14 protein-coding genes are annotated in these 15,068 nt (G+C 66.6%); 9 read left to right on the top strand and 5 right to left on the bottom strand.

Going from position 1 to position 15,068, the window contains the following annotated elements; all coding sequences use genetic code 11:
* Window positions 1–163: 163 nt before the first annotated feature.
* Together gabT and QNO00_RS06160 are read right to left on the bottom strand one after the other, a co-directional pair.
* Window positions 164–1,519 (bottom strand): 4-aminobutyrate--2-oxoglutarate transaminase, encoded by a 1,356-nt coding sequence (gene gabT, locus QNO00_RS06155; protein WP_284023940.1) that lies wholly within the window; start codon window positions 1,517–1,519, stop codon window positions 164–166.
* A gap of 95 nt (window positions 1,520–1,614) precedes the next feature.
* The gene (locus tag QNO00_RS06160; RefSeq protein ID WP_284023941.1) at window positions 1,615–3,045 is read right to left on the bottom strand and encodes a gamma-aminobutyraldehyde dehydrogenase; all 1,431 of its coding nucleotides are present in this window, start codon (window positions 3,043–3,045) and stop codon (window positions 1,615–1,617) included.
* Between the two features lie 153 nt (window positions 3,046–3,198).
* Between QNO00_RS06160 and QNO00_RS06165 the strand changes: the two genes are divergently transcribed.
* The 4 genes from QNO00_RS06165 to QNO00_RS06180 all read left to right on the top strand — a co-directional run bounded on the left by QNO00_RS06165 (window position 3,199) and on the right by QNO00_RS06180 (window position 6,936).
* Window positions 3,199–4,635, top strand: a complete 1,437-nt coding sequence (locus tag QNO00_RS06165) for a PucR family transcriptional regulator (protein ID WP_284023942.1) — start codon at window positions 3,199–3,201, stop codon at window positions 4,633–4,635.
* 646 nt (window positions 4,636–5,281) lie between these two features.
* Window positions 5,282–5,914, top strand: coding sequence for a putative glycolipid-binding domain-containing protein (locus QNO00_RS06170; RefSeq protein WP_284023943.1), 633 nt, complete (start codon window positions 5,282–5,284; stop codon window positions 5,912–5,914).
* A 58-nt stretch (window positions 5,915–5,972) separates the two neighbouring features.
* Entirely contained in the window at window positions 5,973–6,398 is a 426-nt protein-coding gene (locus QNO00_RS06175) for a hypothetical protein (RefSeq protein ID WP_229964790.1), read from the top strand.
* A gap of 10 nt (window positions 6,399–6,408) precedes the next feature.
* Window positions 6,409–6,936, top strand: a complete 528-nt coding sequence (locus QNO00_RS06180; RefSeq protein ID WP_284023944.1) for an HIT family protein — start codon at window positions 6,409–6,411, stop codon at window positions 6,934–6,936.
* Here QNO00_RS06180 and QNO00_RS06185 read toward each other — a convergent pair.
* Genes QNO00_RS06185 through QNO00_RS06195 form a run of 3 tightly spaced genes read right to left on the bottom strand, consistent with a single transcriptional unit; the run spans window position 6,933 to window position 10,045 of the window.
* Window positions 6,933–7,994 (bottom strand): polyprenyl synthetase family protein, encoded by a 1,062-nt coding sequence (locus tag QNO00_RS06185; RefSeq protein WP_229964788.1) that lies wholly within the window; start codon window positions 7,992–7,994, stop codon window positions 6,933–6,935. The genes QNO00_RS06180 and QNO00_RS06185 overlap by 4 nt on opposite strands.
* Entirely contained in the window at window positions 7,991–9,337 is a 1,347-nt protein-coding gene (locus QNO00_RS06190; RefSeq protein WP_284023945.1) for a geranylgeranyl reductase family protein, read from the bottom strand. The genes QNO00_RS06185 and QNO00_RS06190 overlap by 4 nt, the downstream gene beginning before the upstream one ends.
* Window positions 9,338–10,045 carry a demethylmenaquinone methyltransferase gene (locus QNO00_RS06195; protein WP_229964786.1) on the bottom strand — a complete coding sequence of 236 codons (708 nt, stop codon included), beginning with the start codon at window positions 10,043–10,045 and terminating at the stop codon, window positions 9,338–9,340.
* A gap of 142 nt (window positions 10,046–10,187) precedes the next feature.
* Between QNO00_RS06195 and QNO00_RS06200 the strand changes: the two genes are divergently transcribed.
* From QNO00_RS06200 to QNO00_RS06220, 5 genes are all read left to right on the top strand, one after another.
* Window positions 10,188–11,507 carry an isochorismate synthase gene (locus QNO00_RS06200; RefSeq protein ID WP_502863147.1) on the top strand — a complete coding sequence of 440 codons (1,320 nt, stop codon included), beginning with the start codon at window positions 10,188–10,190 and terminating at the stop codon, window positions 11,505–11,507.
* 153 nt (window positions 11,508–11,660) lie between these two features.
* Window positions 11,661–12,449: a basic amino acid ABC transporter substrate-binding protein gene (locus QNO00_RS06205; protein WP_229964785.1), complete on the top strand. Its 789-nt coding sequence runs from the start codon at window positions 11,661–11,663 to the stop codon at window positions 12,447–12,449.
* 153 nt (window positions 12,450–12,602) lie between these two features.
* Window positions 12,603–13,391, top strand: coding sequence for a transporter substrate-binding domain-containing protein (locus tag QNO00_RS06210; protein WP_284023946.1), 789 nt, complete (start codon window positions 12,603–12,605; stop codon window positions 13,389–13,391).
* Between the two features lie 88 nt (window positions 13,392–13,479).
* Window positions 13,480–14,265, top strand: coding sequence for an amino acid ABC transporter permease (locus QNO00_RS06215; RefSeq protein WP_284023947.1), 786 nt, complete (start codon window positions 13,480–13,482; stop codon window positions 14,263–14,265).
* A gap of 5 nt (window positions 14,266–14,270) precedes the next feature.
* The gene (locus tag QNO00_RS06220) at window positions 14,271–15,044 is read left to right on the top strand and encodes an amino acid ABC transporter ATP-binding protein (RefSeq protein ID WP_284023948.1); all 774 of its coding nucleotides are present in this window, start codon (window positions 14,271–14,273) and stop codon (window positions 15,042–15,044) included.
* The last annotated feature ends 24 nt before the right edge of the window (window positions 15,045–15,068 follow it).

The raw sequence follows: 15,068 nt of genomic DNA on the forward strand, positions 1-15,068 counted from the left end.
GTAATCTGCAGCACAGACACAAAGAGCGGCCGTGGGGGGGGGGGGGGGGGGCCCCCCCCCCGACCGCTCCGCCGCAGAGCCGTGCAGTTCACGCCCCACGGCTCTGCGGGCAAAAAACGCGGTTAGCTGAGCGGGTTTAGCTGAGCGGGTTGCCTGCGCCGGGTTAGGCGTGCGCCCTGACAGCTGCTTCCAGCACGTCCAAGGCATCGGCCAGCAGCTCGTCGCTGATGACCAGCGGCGGCAGCAAACGCACCACGTTGCCGTAGGTGCCGCAGGTAAGGATGATGACGCCCTCGGCCAGGCAGGCGGCAGCAATGGCCTTGGTGATGTCCGCGTCCGGCGTCTTGGTGCCGGGCTTCACGAATTCCAGCGCCAGCATGGCACCGCGGCCGCGGACCTCGCCGATTACGCCGGTCTCCTCCGCCAGCTGCTGCAGGCGGGGAACGGTCACATCCTCGATCCGGCGGGCGCGGCCGGCCAGATCCTGGGTTTCCATGGTGCCGATCGCGGCCAGCGCGGCGGCACAGGCCACCGGATTGCCGCCGTAGGTGCCGCCCAGGCCGCCCGGATGGACGGCGTCGAGCAGTTCCGCGCGGCCGGTGACCGCGGAAAGCGGCATGCCGCCGGCGATGCCCTTCGCCATGGTCAGGAGGTCCGGCACCACGCCCTCGTGCTGCACGGCGAACCACTCGCCGGTGCGGCAGAAGCCGGACTGGACCTCATCGGCAATGAACACGACGCCCTTGTCCTTGGCCCATTCGGCCAGCCGCGGCAGGAAGCCCTCGGCGGGCACAATGAAGCCGCCCTCGCCCTGGATCGGTTCGATCAGGATGGCGGCGGTCTGGTCCGCGCCGATCTGCTTTTCGATGGCCAGGATGACCCGGTCCGCCGCTTCGGTTCCGGTGATCTCCGGGTTTTCCTCGCGGTACGGGTAGCTCATCGGCATCCGGTAGATCTCGGAGGCGAACGGGCCGAAGCCGGTCTTGTACGGCATCGCCTTGGCGGTCAGGCCCATCGTGAGGTTGGTGCGGCCGTGGTAGGCGTGGTCAAAGGCGACGACGGCGTCGCGGCCGGTGGCGGAGCGGGCAATCTTGATCGCGTTTTCCACGGCCTCGGCGCCGGAGTTGAACAGCACCGTGCGCTTCTCGTGGTCCCCGGGGGTGACCTCGTGCAGCTTTTCGGCCAGCGCAATGTAGCCCTCGTAGGGGGTGACCATGAAGCAGGTATGCGTGAAGTGCGCGACCTGCTCCTGCACGGCGCCGACAACGGCGGGGTCGGAGGCGCCGACCGATGTCACGGCAATGCCCGAGCCAAGATCAATGAAGGAGTTGCCGTCGACGTCGAGGACGATGCCACCGTCGGCGTCGGCCACGTACACCGGAACGGAGGAGGCCACACCCTTGGCCACCACGGCTGCCCGGCGGGTGTTGAGCGCGGCGGACTTCGGACCGGGGAAGGTGCCGGTGATGCTGCGCTTTTGTTCCAGCCGGTAGGAGGGCTGCAGGGCTTGGGTGCTCATGGTGATGCCTTTCGAACGGTGCTGCGTTTTCTGCGGTGGGGTGTGGTGTCCGGCGTTCCGCCGGTGCTGGGCCGGCGCTCCGGCCGGCGCTGGTGTCAGGCGTCCAGAGCGGTCATGACGTGCTTGATCCGGGTGTAGTCCTCCACGCCGTACATCGAGAGGTCCTTGCCGTAGCCGGAGCTCTTGAAGCCGCCGTGCGGCATTTCGGCCGTCAGCATGATGTGCGTGTTGATCCAGACGGCGCCGAAGTCCAGGTCGCGGGCCAGGCGCATGGCCCGGCCGTGGTTGGAGGTCCAGACGCTGGAGGCCAGCGCGTACTCGACGTCGTTGGCCATTTCCACTGCCTCGTCCTCGGTGCTGAAGGACTGCACGGTGATGACCGGACCGAATGTCTCCTTCTGCACGACGTCGTCGTCCTGCCGGGCCCCGGTGATCACGGTGGGTTCGAAGAAGAACCCCTTGGTGCCGGCGCGCTTGCCGCCGGTGGCAATGCTGCAGTGCGCTGGCAGGGAGTCGATGACGGCGTTGACGGCATTGAAGTGGTTGATGTTGTTTAGCGGACCGAAGTAGTTGGCTTCGTCGTTCTCGTGTCCGGTCTCCAGCGTCTTGGTGTGTTCCACCAGTGCGGCCACGAACTCGTCCTGGGCGGAGTCCTCCACCAGGACGCGGGTGATGGCGGTGCAGTCCTGCCCGGCGTTGAAGAAGGCGAACTCGGCGACGGCCTGGGCGGTTTTCTGCAGGTCGGCGTCGGCGAAGACCACTGCCGGCGCCTTGCCGCCAAGCTCAAGGTGCGCCCGCTTGAGCGTCTTCGCGGCGCCGGAGGCCACGGCGATGCCGGCGCGGACGGAGCCGGTGATGGAGACCAGGCCCGGCACGGGGTGTTCCACCATGGCGGCGCCGGTCGCGCCGGTACCCAGAATGACGTTCAGGACGCCGGCCGGGAAGATCTCGCCGGCCAGCCGGGCCAGGACCAGGGTGGATTCGGGCGTGGTGTCGGAGGGCTTGAGCACCACTGTGTTGCCGGCTGCGAGGGCGGGGCCGATCTTCCAGATCGCCATCAGCAGCGGATAGTTCCAGGGGGCGACCTGCGCGACGACGCCGATCGGCTCGCGGCGGATGAAGGAGGTGTGCCCTTCCATGTACTCTCCGGCGGCCTTGCCCTCCAGGAGCCGGGCGGCGCCGGCGAAGAAGCGCAGCTGGTCGGCGCCGACCGCCACTTCCTCGGCGGCAATGACCGAGCGGACCTGCCCGGTGTTGCGGTGCTGGGCCTCGACCAGCTCCTCGGAGTTCGCCTCCAGCGCGTCGGCGAGCTTGAGCAGCATCAGCTGGCGTTCGGACGGCGTGGTCCGCTTCCAAGTCTTGAAGGCCGCGGCGGCGGCGTCCATGGCGGCGTCGACGTCCGCCTGGACGGACACCGGAGACGACGCGACCACTTCGCCGTTGGCGGGATTGATGATCTCCAGCTGCTCGGTTCCCCGGGCCGGGACAAAATCTCCGTTGATGTAGTTCTGCAGCGTCTGGGCCATCGCACTGTCCTTTCGGGAGGATGCCCGAACGCCGACGCCCGGGGCTTTCCTCCAAACCTAAGCGGTGCACCGCGCGTTCCAAAGGGGCAACCCGACAAGAGGTGACGGCTCCAACTGTGCAGGCGACCAAACCGGAGCCCCTATAGTTGCTGCATGCCGATCTACCTTTCCGATCTCCTCGCCGCTCCCGGGCTCGACCTGCGCCGGCACGGCACCGCCCCGGTTGCCCCGGCCCCGCTGCAGTGGGTGGCGGTCACCGAGCTTGAGGATCCCTTTCCCTTCCTCGGCGGCGGCGAGGTGGTGCTGACCACCGGCCTGCGGCAGCGCACCGGCGCCGTCCAGCGCAGCTTCGTGGAGAGCGTGCACCGGGCCGGCGCGCTGGCGATCGGGTTCGGCACCGGCCTGAGCCACGCAAAGGTGCCGGCGGCGTTGATCGAAGCCGCGGATGCCCGCGGCCTGCCGGTGTTCGAGGTGCCGTATGACACGCCGTTCGTGGCGCTCGGCAAGATGGTCGCCGACGCCCTGTCCGCCGACCACGTCACCCAGCTGCGGGACCTGCTGGCCGCCCATCAATCCCTGGCCGGGGCGCTGCTGGGCGGCAACGGCCTGCCGGGGCTGCTGCAGGAACTGGCCGGGCTGCTGGGCAACCATGTGGCGCTGCACCAGTACGGGGCACGGATTTTCGACACGGGCTCCGAGGCCGGGGAGGATTCCGGGGCCGCATCCCGGCACCGCGTTCCCATCGCAACCGGACTTCGGGACCGCTGCACGCTGGCGATCACCGAGCCCTACCGGCGTCCGGACATTGTCGCTTACGCCCAGAGCCTGATCAGCGTGGAATTGAGCAACCAGGCCCGGCGCCGTGCCCGCGACCGCGCCGTCACCGGGCAGCTGCTGACCGACGTCGTGGCCGGACGCCTGACCGGCGGCGATGCGTCGCTGCGCTTGCTGGGCGCCGGGATTTCCACTGCCCGGCGGCAGCTGACCTTCCTGGTGGAGGTCGCGTCCGGGCAGGTCCGGGCGCTGCCCACCCTGCCGCTGCCGGCGGAATTCGACGGCACCGGCACCGCCGTCGTCGACGGTCGGCTTGTCATCGTGGTGGCCGAGGGCAACGGTCCCGAACTGGCGCGGATCCTCGGCGCTTATCTGTACGGCAGCGGGCTGACCGCCAGGATCGGATTCGGCGGCTCGTACGCCGAACCTGCCGGGCTGCGCTGGAGCTATTTCGAGGCGAAGGAATCCCTGCAGCGCGGCCAGCACATCAACGAACCCGAGCGGCTGAGCCTCACCTCGCTGCTGATGTCCGGCGCCGATGTGCCGCTGGCCGATCTTGCCGCCGAGGCGCTGGATCCCCTGACGGACTTCGATGCCGCCCATGATGCGAGCCTGCTGGACACACTGGAGCAGTATCTGGGCCTGAACGGTTCGGTGGCTGCGGTGGCCGATGCGCTCGGCCTGCACCGGAACACCGTCCGCTACCGGCTGGGGCAGATCACCGAGCTGACCGGCTACGATCCGGCCATCACTGCGGACCGCGTCCACCTGTTTCTGGCACTGAATGTGCGCCGGCTCGGGGTCGGCCGGGGCTGAGGTCTTAGGGTCTGGGGGTGGGGCCTTGGGGTTTGGTGGGGGTTGGTGCCCGGGGGCGGGGGCAGCCGTGATCCCGCCGCGAGAGTGCAGCTCTGGCGGGTTCCCCGCCCCGAGAGTGCAGCTCTGGCGGGTTGCGCTGCCGCTTGGTCGGTAGATCTGCGCTCTCGGCGAGAGAGTGCCCGCCGGATGTCGCCATAAGTGCACACTCGGCGGAGGGGGAAGATCCTTCGTGCAGATAAGGGCCTCAGCGGAAATCTATCGTGCAGATCAGGGCCTCTAACCGTCGAACTCCGCCGTTGAGAGTGCATTGTCTGCACGAAGGATCCTCGTCGGGGCCGGCAGAGCGCATTATCTGCACGAGAGATTTCCCCGGGGAGGCGCCGCCACCGGGCCGCAAGAGTCCTTGCACCCCCGCGCCGAGAGGCGAGAAAACGCACGAATTCTGCGCTGAAAACGGCGTGAGCTCGGACAACGGGCGCTTAACAGGCGTCAGCTCGGACAACGGGCGCTCGACAAAGGGCACTGGAAACCGGCACGACCTGCACACTCGACGACCGGGCAGGGCTCGATCACATCACTCGACGCCCACCGATGCCCCCGAAATCCGCCGTTGCCGCCCGCGGCACGGGAACCATAGGGTGTAGGGATGGATAACAGCGTGCAGCCCGCCCGAATCTTCCGCTGGCAGGGCGTGGACAACCCTGCACGCCGTGAAACCGCAGCTGTATCCTTCCGAGCCCGTGAGCTCGCAGCCGGCGGCACCTCGGTGACCGAGGACTACACCGCTTCATGGACCCTCTCCACCTCCACCGGCTGGGTCACCCGCCGGTTCAGCATCCAGGTCGTGGCGCCGGACTGGTCGCGGTCCCTCGAGCTCAGCCGGTCCCAGGACGGGAAATGGAGCGCGGAAACCGAAGTGACCGGCGACGCCGGACTGCCCGCCCCGGGAATCACCGACCCGCGCGCCCTGGACAACGCCCAGGATGTGGACCTGGCCCTGTGCCCCATGACCAACACGATGCCCATCCTCCGCCTGGACCTGCTGACCGGCTCGGCCCCCGACGACGACACGAAACTCACCATGGCGTGGGTGGAAATGCCCAGTCTGCGGGTACTGCCCAGCAGCCAGGTCTATTCGCAGGTTTCGGCCTACGACGCGGACCGCGGATACGCCGTCGTGCTCTACAGTTCAGCCACCCGCGACTTCACCGCCGAGCTGGCAGTGGATGCCGACGGCGCCGTGATCGACTATCCCCGGCTGGCCGTTCGCGTGCGCTGAGCGCGGTCCGCACCCGGCTAGGATTGAAGTACACCACCCGCAATTTTGGAGACCCCTATTGAGTGAAATGTTCCTGGACAAATTCAAAGCCCTGGTCCCCAAGTATCTGGAGGATGACTGGCGCGAAGAGGAAGACGGCATACCCGCCGACATCCTCAACCAGATGCTGGACGCCCATGACTTCAGCATTCCCCTGGTGCTGCGCGAGTTCTACCTGGCACTGGGCAACTGCGAAGACCTCATGGAGGCGTTCCACTTCTTCTGGGATCCGGATGAGCTGGAGATCGAAGACGGCTACCTGCTCTTCCTCGAAGACGAGGACGAGAAGTTTGCCTGGGGCTTCCGCGTGGACCAGCTCGACGTTCCGGATCCGATCGTCTGGCGCCGCAACAACGCGCGCGGCGACTGGCAGAGCGAAGAAGGAACGTTCAGCGAATACGTCTTTGACATGTTCGAGTGGGTCTTCGAGGAAGACCCGAACTAAGGAGCCCTGAATGCAGCAGCCCGGCACCGTTGGCGGCGCACCGCGGAACGCGGTGTGGCCCAGCCACGCACCGGAGAATTACCAGTGCCCGTTCTGCGACATGGCTTCCGGGGAGTACCGGTTTCCGGGCAACCTGTGCGAGCCCGGGGACCTGGTCTATTCCGATGACCTGGTCCTCGCGTTCATCGCCTCGCACGGCTTCGATCCGGAGCCCGGCCACGTCCTGGTGACCCCGCGCGAGCATTTCGAGCTGCTGTATGAACTGCCCGACGACGTCGCCGCCCGCCTCATGATCGTCACCCGGGACATTGCGGTGGCCATCAAGACGGCCTGGCGGCCCGACGGCGTCACCACGCGCCAGCACAACGAGCCGGCCGGCAGCCAGCACGTCTGGCACTACCACCAGCATGTGCTGCCCCGCTGGGACAACGACGGACTCTACTTCACGCCCAAGCGCCCGATCGTTGATCCGGCCGTCCGCGCCCGGAAGGCCGCCGAGCTGCGCGCGGTCCTCACGGTCTCGGAGTACGGGCTCTAGACGTCCCGCTCCACCACGGCCCGGGCGAAGCTGGCCAGCGCCTGCTTGACCACCGAATCGGGCAGCGGCTCGAGCACCGCCACCGCCTCATCGGACCACTGCCGGGCCACTGCCCAAGCTTCGGCGGTGGCCGGGTTTTCCCGCAGCGCCTCGACGGCGGCCTCCAGCGCCGCGTCCGAGCTCAAGTCCCCGTCCACCAGTTCTAGCACGGCTGCGGCCTCGGCATCGCCCGCGGCGGCCTTGCGGCGCAGCAGCAGCACCGGAAGGGTGGGCACTCCTTCGCGCAGGTCGGTGCCCGGCGTCTTGCCGGACTTGGCCTCGCGGCCGGTGACGTCAATGACGTCGTCGGCCAGCTGGAAGGCGGTGCCGACCTTCTCGCCGTATTCCACCATGATGTCGATTGCCTGCCGGGTGGCACCGGAGAACAGCGCACCCATCTGGCCCGACGCCGCGATCAGCGACGCGGTCTTGCCGGAAATCACCGACAGGTAGTGCTCCAGCGGGTCCTGGCCGTCGTGCGGGCCGACGGTTTCGTGCAGCTGGCCCAGGCAGAGCCGCTCAAAGGTCCGGGCCTGGATGCCCAGGGCTTCCCCGCCGAGTTCGGACACCAGGGACGAGGCGCGGGCAAAAATCAGGTCGCCGGTCAGCACCGCCACCGAGTTGCCCCAAACCTCGTGCGCCGTGGGGGCGCCGCGGCGCAGCGGCGCGGAGTCCATCACGTCGTCGTGATAGAGGGTGGCCAGGTGCGTCAGTTCGACGACGACGGCGGACTGGACCACCTTGGCGTTGTTCGGTTCCGGACCCAGATGCGAGGCCAGCAGTACCAGCAGCGGACGGATCCGCTTGCCGCCGGCCTGCGCCAGGTGGCGCGAGGTGGCGTTGGCAAAGGGATCCGACTGGGAGATCGCGCCCAGAAGCTGGACTTCGACCTGCTCCAGGGTCGCAGCGATCGAGGGACCCAGCTGCGGGTCTTCGGCGATCAGTGCGAATCCGGCCGGCAGCGCGCGCACGGCATCGTCAGCGGCAGTATCCGGGCTGGTGTTCGAGGATTCAGTCACGGTTTTAGACTAACTTTTCGTCGGAGCGGGTTGGACAGCGGGACGGGGCCTGCATCTTGGTTCGAGGCGGCCGGAACAAGAGCTTCCAGCACGGCGATAACTCTATCCTCCAAACCCTTGCTGCTGTGGTCAGTGAGGTTAGCCAGCATCCGGACCACAAACCGCATCAGCACCGGGATCGGCATGCCGGTGCGCAGGGCCAGCTTCATGATGGCTGGTTTGCCGATCAGGCCGGCGAAGATCCGGCCAAGCGTGAAGTGGCTGCCCCATTCGGACCGGATGTGGTCGGCATAGCCGGCGAGCCGGGAGTCGAAGGCCGCCGAGGCGGACAGCAGGCCCGGAGTGCGTGCCTCGGCCTGCGCGGCCACGATGAAGTCTGCGGCGAACCGGGCGGACTCCATGGCGTAGGAGATGCCCTCGCCGTTGAACGGTGAGACCATGCCGCCGGCGTCGCCGAGCAGGAGCAGCCCCGGCGAGTAGTGCGGGGTCCGGTTGAAGCCCATCGGCAGGGCCGCACCGCGGATCTCCCCCACCTGGTTCTCCGCGGTGAAACCCCATTCGGCGGGCATCCCGGCGGTCCAGTCGCGCAGGACCTTGCGGTAGTCCAGCTTGCCGAATTCCTTGGAGGTGTTCAGGATGCCGAGGCCCACGTTCGAGGTGCCGTCGCCCACCCCGAAAATCCAGCCGTAGCCGGGCAGGGGTTTTCCGGCGGCGTCGGGAAGCTCCAGCCAGCCTTCCATCCAGTCGTCGTTGGTGCGCGGGCTTTCAAAGTAGGTGCGCACGGCCACGCCGAGCGGCCGGTCGTCGCGCTTTTCAATGCCCAGGCTCAGCGCGGTGCGGCTGGAGTTGCCGTCGGCGGCCAGCACGACGTCGGCGAAGAACTCGCGGGTTTCCCCGGTGCGCCTGCCGTCGTCGTCGAGCACGTTGGCCGCCACGCCGGTGACCCGGCCGGCATCGTCGCGCAGTGCCGAGGTGACCGAGTGGCGTTCCAGGATGCGGGCGCCCGCCGCCTGCGCGTGCCGGGCCAGCGCCTCGTCAAAGCCCAGCCGGGTGCGGATCAGCCCGTAGTTCGGGAAGTCCGAGAGCACCGGCCAGGGCAGTTCCACGGTGCGGCCCGCCGCGATCAGGCGCAGTCCCTTGTTCCGCCGCCAGCCGTCGGCTTCGTCATGCGGCAGGTCCAGGAGTTGGATCTCCCGGACGGCACGCGGGGTGAGCCCGTCGCCGCAGACCTTCTCCCGCGGGAAGGAGGTCTTTTCCAGGACGGTGACTTCCACTCCCGCCCGGGCAAGGTAGTAAGCGGCAGTGGAACCGGCGGGGCCGGCTCCAACGATGAGGACGTTCACTTAGATGGCTGTCCTCCCCGGCTTTACAGCGCGGTGCACAGCCACGATGCCGCCGGTGAGGTTTCGGTAGGCCACGTTTTCCCAGCCGGATTCGGTGATCCAGCCGGCCAGCTGGTCCTGGTTCGGCCAGGCACGGATGGATTCGGCCAAGTAGACGTAGGCGTCGGGGTTGGAAGCAACCACGCGGGCGATGGGCGGCAGCGCACGCATCAGGTATTCGGTGTAAATGGTCCGCCATGCCGGCTGGGTGGGCGAGGAGAACTCGGCGATGACCAGACGGCCGCCGGGCTTGGTGACGCGCAGCATCTCGGCGAGCGCCTTTTTCGGTTCGTTCACGTTGCGCAGGCCGAAGGAGATGGTGGATGCGTCAAAGGAGTTGTCCTCGAACGGCAGGTTGGTGGCGTCGCCGGCCACAAAGTCGATGTCCGGGCGGCGGCGCTTGCCGACCTTGAGCATGCCGAGGGAGAAGTCGCAGGCCACCACGTTGATGCCGGCGTCGGCGTAGGGCTCGCTGGAGGTGCCCGTTCCGGCGGCCAGGTCCAGGACCCGCTGGCCGGGAGCGGCGCCCACGGCGTCCACCACGATGCGGCGCCAACGGCGCGTCTGTCCCAGGGACAGCACGTCGTTCACAATGTCGTAGTTCGGCGCCACGTCATCAAACATGGCAGCGACTTCATCCGGGCGTTTATCCAACGATGCGCGATTCACTCGATCATTGTCTCAAAGAATGTGCACGGGACCGAACGCCGGGCGGCTGTGTCTGGTTCCTCACCGGCGGGGCGGCGGGCAGCCGCGGCGGTGAGGCAGGTAATCCATTGCACATCCGTGCGGGGAGTAGGCTGGAGTCATTATGACCACCCTGCGTTCCCTGACCGTGCCCATTGGTGAGCTGTCCGCCACAATCGGGCTCCTGGAGTACCTGGTCCTCAATGACCAGCTTGCTTGGATCCGCAGCGGTGAGGGGCTGGTGGGCTTCGGTGAAAGCGCACGGTTCACCGCCAGCGGCCCGGAGCGGTTCGCCGACGCTCAGCAGTGGTGGCTGAAGCTCGCCTCCGACGCCGACGTCGAGAATCCGCTGGTCGTTCCCGGCAGCGGACTGGCCGCTTTCGGCTCCTTCGGCTTTTCGAAGCGCTCCCCCTTTGAATCCCGGCTGGTGGTTCCGGAGATCATTGTCGGCAGCCGCGACGGCGTCGCCTGGATCACCCAGACGACGGCGGACCCCGACGCCGAGCTGAGCCTGGCCACCGCGCAGGCGGCCCTGGCCCATTACCTGGACGAGGTGCCGGTGGCCCGGGAACCGGATCCCGAAGACAAAATTCTGCCCGGCAACCTCAGCGAGGCCGAGTGGAAGAACGCCGTCGCCCGCTCGGTGGCGCACATCAACGCCGGAGACCTGAGCAAGATCGTCCTGGCCCGCGACATCGTGGCCTCGCTGGGATCCCCGGTTTCCGCGGCGCAGGTGCTGCGCGAGCTGGCCCTGCGCTACCGCAGCTGCTGGACCTACTCGGTGGACGGGCTGATCGGCTCCACGCCGGAGATGCTGATCAAGGTGGAAAACGGCGTCGCCCGCGCCCGCGTCCTGGCCGGAACCCTGGACCGGGCCACCGCGCCGGCGGATGATCCGGAATATGCGCAGCGGATGCTGGCCGGCTCGGACAAGCAGCGGCACGAGCACCAGATCGCCATCGATTCGCTGACCCGCCAGCTGGAACCGTTCACCTCGTCGATGACTTCGCACACCGAGCCCTTCGTGCTGGAACTGCCCAATGTGTGGCATCTGGCGTCCGACGTCGCCGCGGATCTGGCTCCCGGCGCCGACGGCGGGATTCCCACCTCGCTGGCACTGGTGGAGGCACTGCATCCCACGGCTGCCGTCTGCGGTTTTCCGACCAGCGTTGCCGGCGAGCTGATCAGCGAACTTGAGCACATGGACCGCGGGCCGTATGCCGGGCCGGTCGGCTGGATGGATGCCGAAGGCAACGGCGAATGGGGCATCGCCCTGCGCGGTGCCGTCATCGAGGGTCCCCGCGCCGTGCGCCTGTATGCCGGCTGCGGCATTGTGGCCGGGTCGAACCCGGCGGCGGAACTGGCGGAGACCTGGAGCAAGTTTCGGCCCATGCTCGAAGCGCTGGACCTGGACCGGGCCGTGGGTGCGGTGCAGGGGTCCTAGCGGAATCCGCCCCTTGACGGTGTGACCAACGACGTGTAGAAGGACCTCCCGGGAGTGCGTACAATTGAGGGAGCCTGCATATTTATGCAGGCCTGATGTGCTCCGGTTCGCCGGAACTGGTCCCGTCTTTTTCCGATCTGAGGTTGTTTTCCCATGCTGAACAAAGCACGCACCGCACTTGCAGCCGTCCTGGCTCTCGGCGCCCTGACCGCAACTGCCTGCAGCGGCGGCGATACGGCGGAAACGGAGTCCGGAATCCCTCTGGTCAACGAGGGTGCGCTGACCGTCTGCTCCAACGTTCCGTTTCAGCCCTTTGAATACGTGGGCGACGACGGCGAATACACCGGCTTCGACATGGACCTGACCCGGGAAATCGCCGCCGGCATGGGCCTCGAGCTGGAAGTGCAGAACGCCAGCTTTGACGGCCTGCAGAGCGGCACCGTCCTCGCCGCCAACCAGTGCGACCTGATTGCCGCGGCAGTCTCCATCACCCCGGAACGCGAGAAGAACCTGGCGTTCTCCGACCCCTACTACGACTCGCTGCAGTCGCTGCTGGTGCCGGCTGATTCCACGGCCAAGTCCCTGGCGGACATGGCCGGCAAGAAGATCGGCATCCAGCAGGGCACCACCGGTGAAAGCTACGCCCGCGACAACGCGCCCTCCGACACCGAAATCATCTCCTACCAGACTGACGCCGAACTCTTCCAGGCGCTGCAGGCAGGCAACATTGCGGGCGTCCTGCAGGATCTGCCCGTAAACCTTGCCCACACGGACGGTGATTCCTTCAGGATCGTTGCCACTTACCCCACCGGTGAGGCGTACGGCCTGGCCATGAAGAAGGAAGGCAGTGAGAAGCTGGTTGAAGAGGTCAACAAGCAGCTCGCCGCCATGCGTGAAAATGGAAAGTACACCGAGCTTTACGACAAGTACTTCACGGAATAGGCGCATCTGCGCCAACCGCCTGCCCGACGGACGGACGGATTTCCGCCGTCAATGCGTCCGCTGAAATCAGACCTGCGTAGAATCTAGATTGCTTTCATCTGTTTTTGAAGGGGCAATCGCCACTGGCTCCGTCCACGAAAAGGTTATAGATCCATGCTGACAAAAGCACGCAGAACCGCCCTTGCCGCAGTGACTCTGGGCGCCCTGGCGCTGACCGCCTGCGGTGGAGATGATTCCTCCAGCGAGTCCGGTGCCAACTCCGGACTCGGACTGGTTTCCGAGGGCACCCTGACCGTTTGCTCCGAGATCCCCTACGTACCGTTCGAGTATGTGGAGGACGGGGAATACACCGGTTTTGATATCGACCTGATCCGGGAGGTCGCCACCGGGATGGGCCTGGAAATGGAAATCCAGCAGCAGGGCTTTGAAGCCATCCAGGGCGGGACTGCCGTCACCGCGGGGATGTGCGACCTGAGCGCCAGCGCCGTCACCATCACGCCCGAGCGTGCCGACAAGCTGCTGTTCAGCGACCCGTACTACGACTCCCTGCAGACCCTGATGGTTCCTAAGGGATCGGATATCCAGGGCATTGAGGATCTCGCCGGCAAGCGGGTTGGCGTGCAGCAGTCCACCACCGGTGCCGCCTACGCGCAGGAGAACGCCCAGGACGCCGAGATTGTTGAATACCCCGGTGACGGCGAGCTGTTCCAGGCCATTCAGGGCGGAAGCATCGACGCCATCCTGCAGGACATCGCAGTAAATACGTCCCACACAAAGGACGGCGACTTCGACATTGTCGAAGAGTACGAGACGGACGAGTCCTACGGCTTCGCCACCAAGAAGGACAACACCGCCCTGATCGAAGAGGTCAACACCCAGCTGGCCGAACTTCGGAACAATGGCAAGTACACCGAAATTTACGACAAATACTTTGCTGAATAAGCACTGACAAGCACTGAACGTTCCGCCGTCCCGGGTTGTGATCCAATCCGGGACGGCGCCACACATATCTTCCGCGGAAGGCTCCACCTTGAAACCCTCCACCCGCAGACGCCTCTTCCGGGGCAGCCTGTATGCCATCTTTATTCTGGTCGTCGTGGCCATAGTCCTGCTTGCTGACTGGAAAGCCATCGGGGTGAACTTCTTTGACGTCGAAGTGGCGAAGGAAGCTTTCCCGACCATCATCACAGTGGCCGCGAAGAACACCATCATCTACACGGCGATCGCCTTCACCGGCGGCCTGATCCTGGGCCTCATCCTGGCCCTGATGAAGCTCTCCCCGGTTGCACCCTACCGCTGGGCCGCCACTGCCTACATTGAGACCTTCCGCGGTCTGCCGGCCCTGCTGGTCATCTTTGCCTTTGCCTTTGCCGTTCCGATCGCTTTCTCCTGGCAATGGCCCGGTGGGAACGCCGGCGGCGGTCTGATCGCCCTGATCGTGGTGTCCGCCGCCTACATTGCCGAGACCATCCGCGCCGGGATCCAGGCGGTTCCGGCCGGCCAGATTGAAGCGGCCCGTTCCCTGGGCATGGGCCCGGCCTGGACCATGATTTCCGTGACCCTGCCGCAGGCCTTCCGCATCATCACCCCGCCGCTGACCAACGAGCTGGTCATCCTGATCAAGGACACCTCGCTGCTGTTCATTGCGGGCATGGCGCTGGCGGACCGCGAACTCACCACGTTTGCCCGCGACGCCGTCTCACAGAACGCCAACCCCACTCCGCTGGTGCTGGCTGCCCTGATGTACCTCATCATCACCCTGCCGCTGACGCAGCTGGTGGCCAAGCTTGAACGTCACAACCAGAGAGGCCGGTGACTGCCATGAGCACTGCAGCATCCAGCTCCCCCGCCGCCGCCAACACCGCCGTACCCGCCATCCAGGTGCGGGACCTGCACAAGAGCTTCGGCTCCAACGAGGTCCTCAAGGGCATCGACTTCCACGTGGACCAGGGTGAAGTGGTCTGCGTGATCGGCCCGTCCGGTTCCGGCAAGTCCACCCTGCTGCGCTGCGTCAACCGCTTGGAGGAGCCCACCAGCGGCACCATCTTGGTGGAGGGCGTCGACATCACCGATCCCGAGACGGATTTGGACAAGGTCCGCACCCGAATCGGTATCGTTTTCCAGCAGTTCAACCTCTTCCCGCACCTGAACGTGCTGAAGAACCTCACGCTGGCCCAGCGCCGCGCCAAGAAGCGCGGCAAGGCCGAGGCCGAGGAGGTTGCCCGGAAGAACCTGGCCAAGGTTGGCCTGGGCGACCGTGGCGACGCGTTCCCCGCCCAGCTTTCCGGCGGCCAGCAGCAGCGCGTGGCCATTGCCCGGGCGCTGTCCATGGATCCGGACATGATGCTCTTCGATGAGCCCACCTCCGCCCTGGACCCCGAACTGGTGGGCGACGTGCTCGCGGTCATGCGCAATCTGGCCGAGGAAGGCATGACCATGATGGTGGTGACCCACGAGATCGGCTTTGCCCGCGAGGTCGGTGACCGCGTGGTCTTCATGGACGGCGGCGTCGTCGTCGAGCAGGGGCGTCCGAGCGACGTGCTGGACAACCCGCAGCACCCCCGCACCCGCGAGTTCCTCTCCAAGGTGCTCTAGGACTTCACGCCTGGACGCAGCAGC

Source organism: Arthrobacter sp. zg-Y1219 (genome assembly GCF_030125545.1).
Classification (GTDB): domain Bacteria; phylum Actinomycetota; class Actinomycetes; order Actinomycetales; family Micrococcaceae; genus Arthrobacter_B.

What these genes read in the sequence shown, in the direction of transcription:
- gabT (WP_284023940.1), bottom strand. Translation starts at nt 1,519, where the DNA reads ATGAGCACCCAAGCCCTGCAGCCCTCCTACCGGCTGGAACAAAAGCGC.
- QNO00_RS06160 (WP_284023941.1), bottom strand. Translation starts at nt 3,045, where the DNA reads ATGGCCCAGACGCTGCAGAACTACATCAACGGAGATTTTGTCCCGGCC.
- QNO00_RS06165 (WP_284023942.1), top strand. Translation starts at nt 3,199, where the DNA reads ATGCCGATCTACCTTTCCGATCTCCTCGCCGCTCCCGGGCTCGACCTG.
- QNO00_RS06170 (WP_284023943.1), top strand. Translation starts at nt 5,282, where the DNA reads ATGGATAACAGCGTGCAGCCCGCCCGAATCTTCCGCTGGCAGGGCGTG.
- QNO00_RS06180 (WP_284023944.1), top strand. Translation starts at nt 6,409, where the DNA reads ATGCAGCAGCCCGGCACCGTTGGCGGCGCACCGCGGAACGCGGTGTGG.
- QNO00_RS06200 (WP_502863147.1), top strand. Translation starts at nt 10,188, where the DNA reads ATGACCACCCTGCGTTCCCTGACCGTGCCCATTGGTGAGCTGTCCGCC.
- QNO00_RS06205 (WP_229964785.1), top strand. Translation starts at nt 11,661, where the DNA reads ATGCTGAACAAAGCACGCACCGCACTTGCAGCCGTCCTGGCTCTCGGC.
- QNO00_RS06210 (WP_284023946.1), top strand. Translation starts at nt 12,603, where the DNA reads ATGCTGACAAAAGCACGCAGAACCGCCCTTGCCGCAGTGACTCTGGGC.
- QNO00_RS06220 (WP_284023948.1), top strand. Translation starts at nt 14,271, where the DNA reads ATGAGCACTGCAGCATCCAGCTCCCCCGCCGCCGCCAACACCGCCGTA.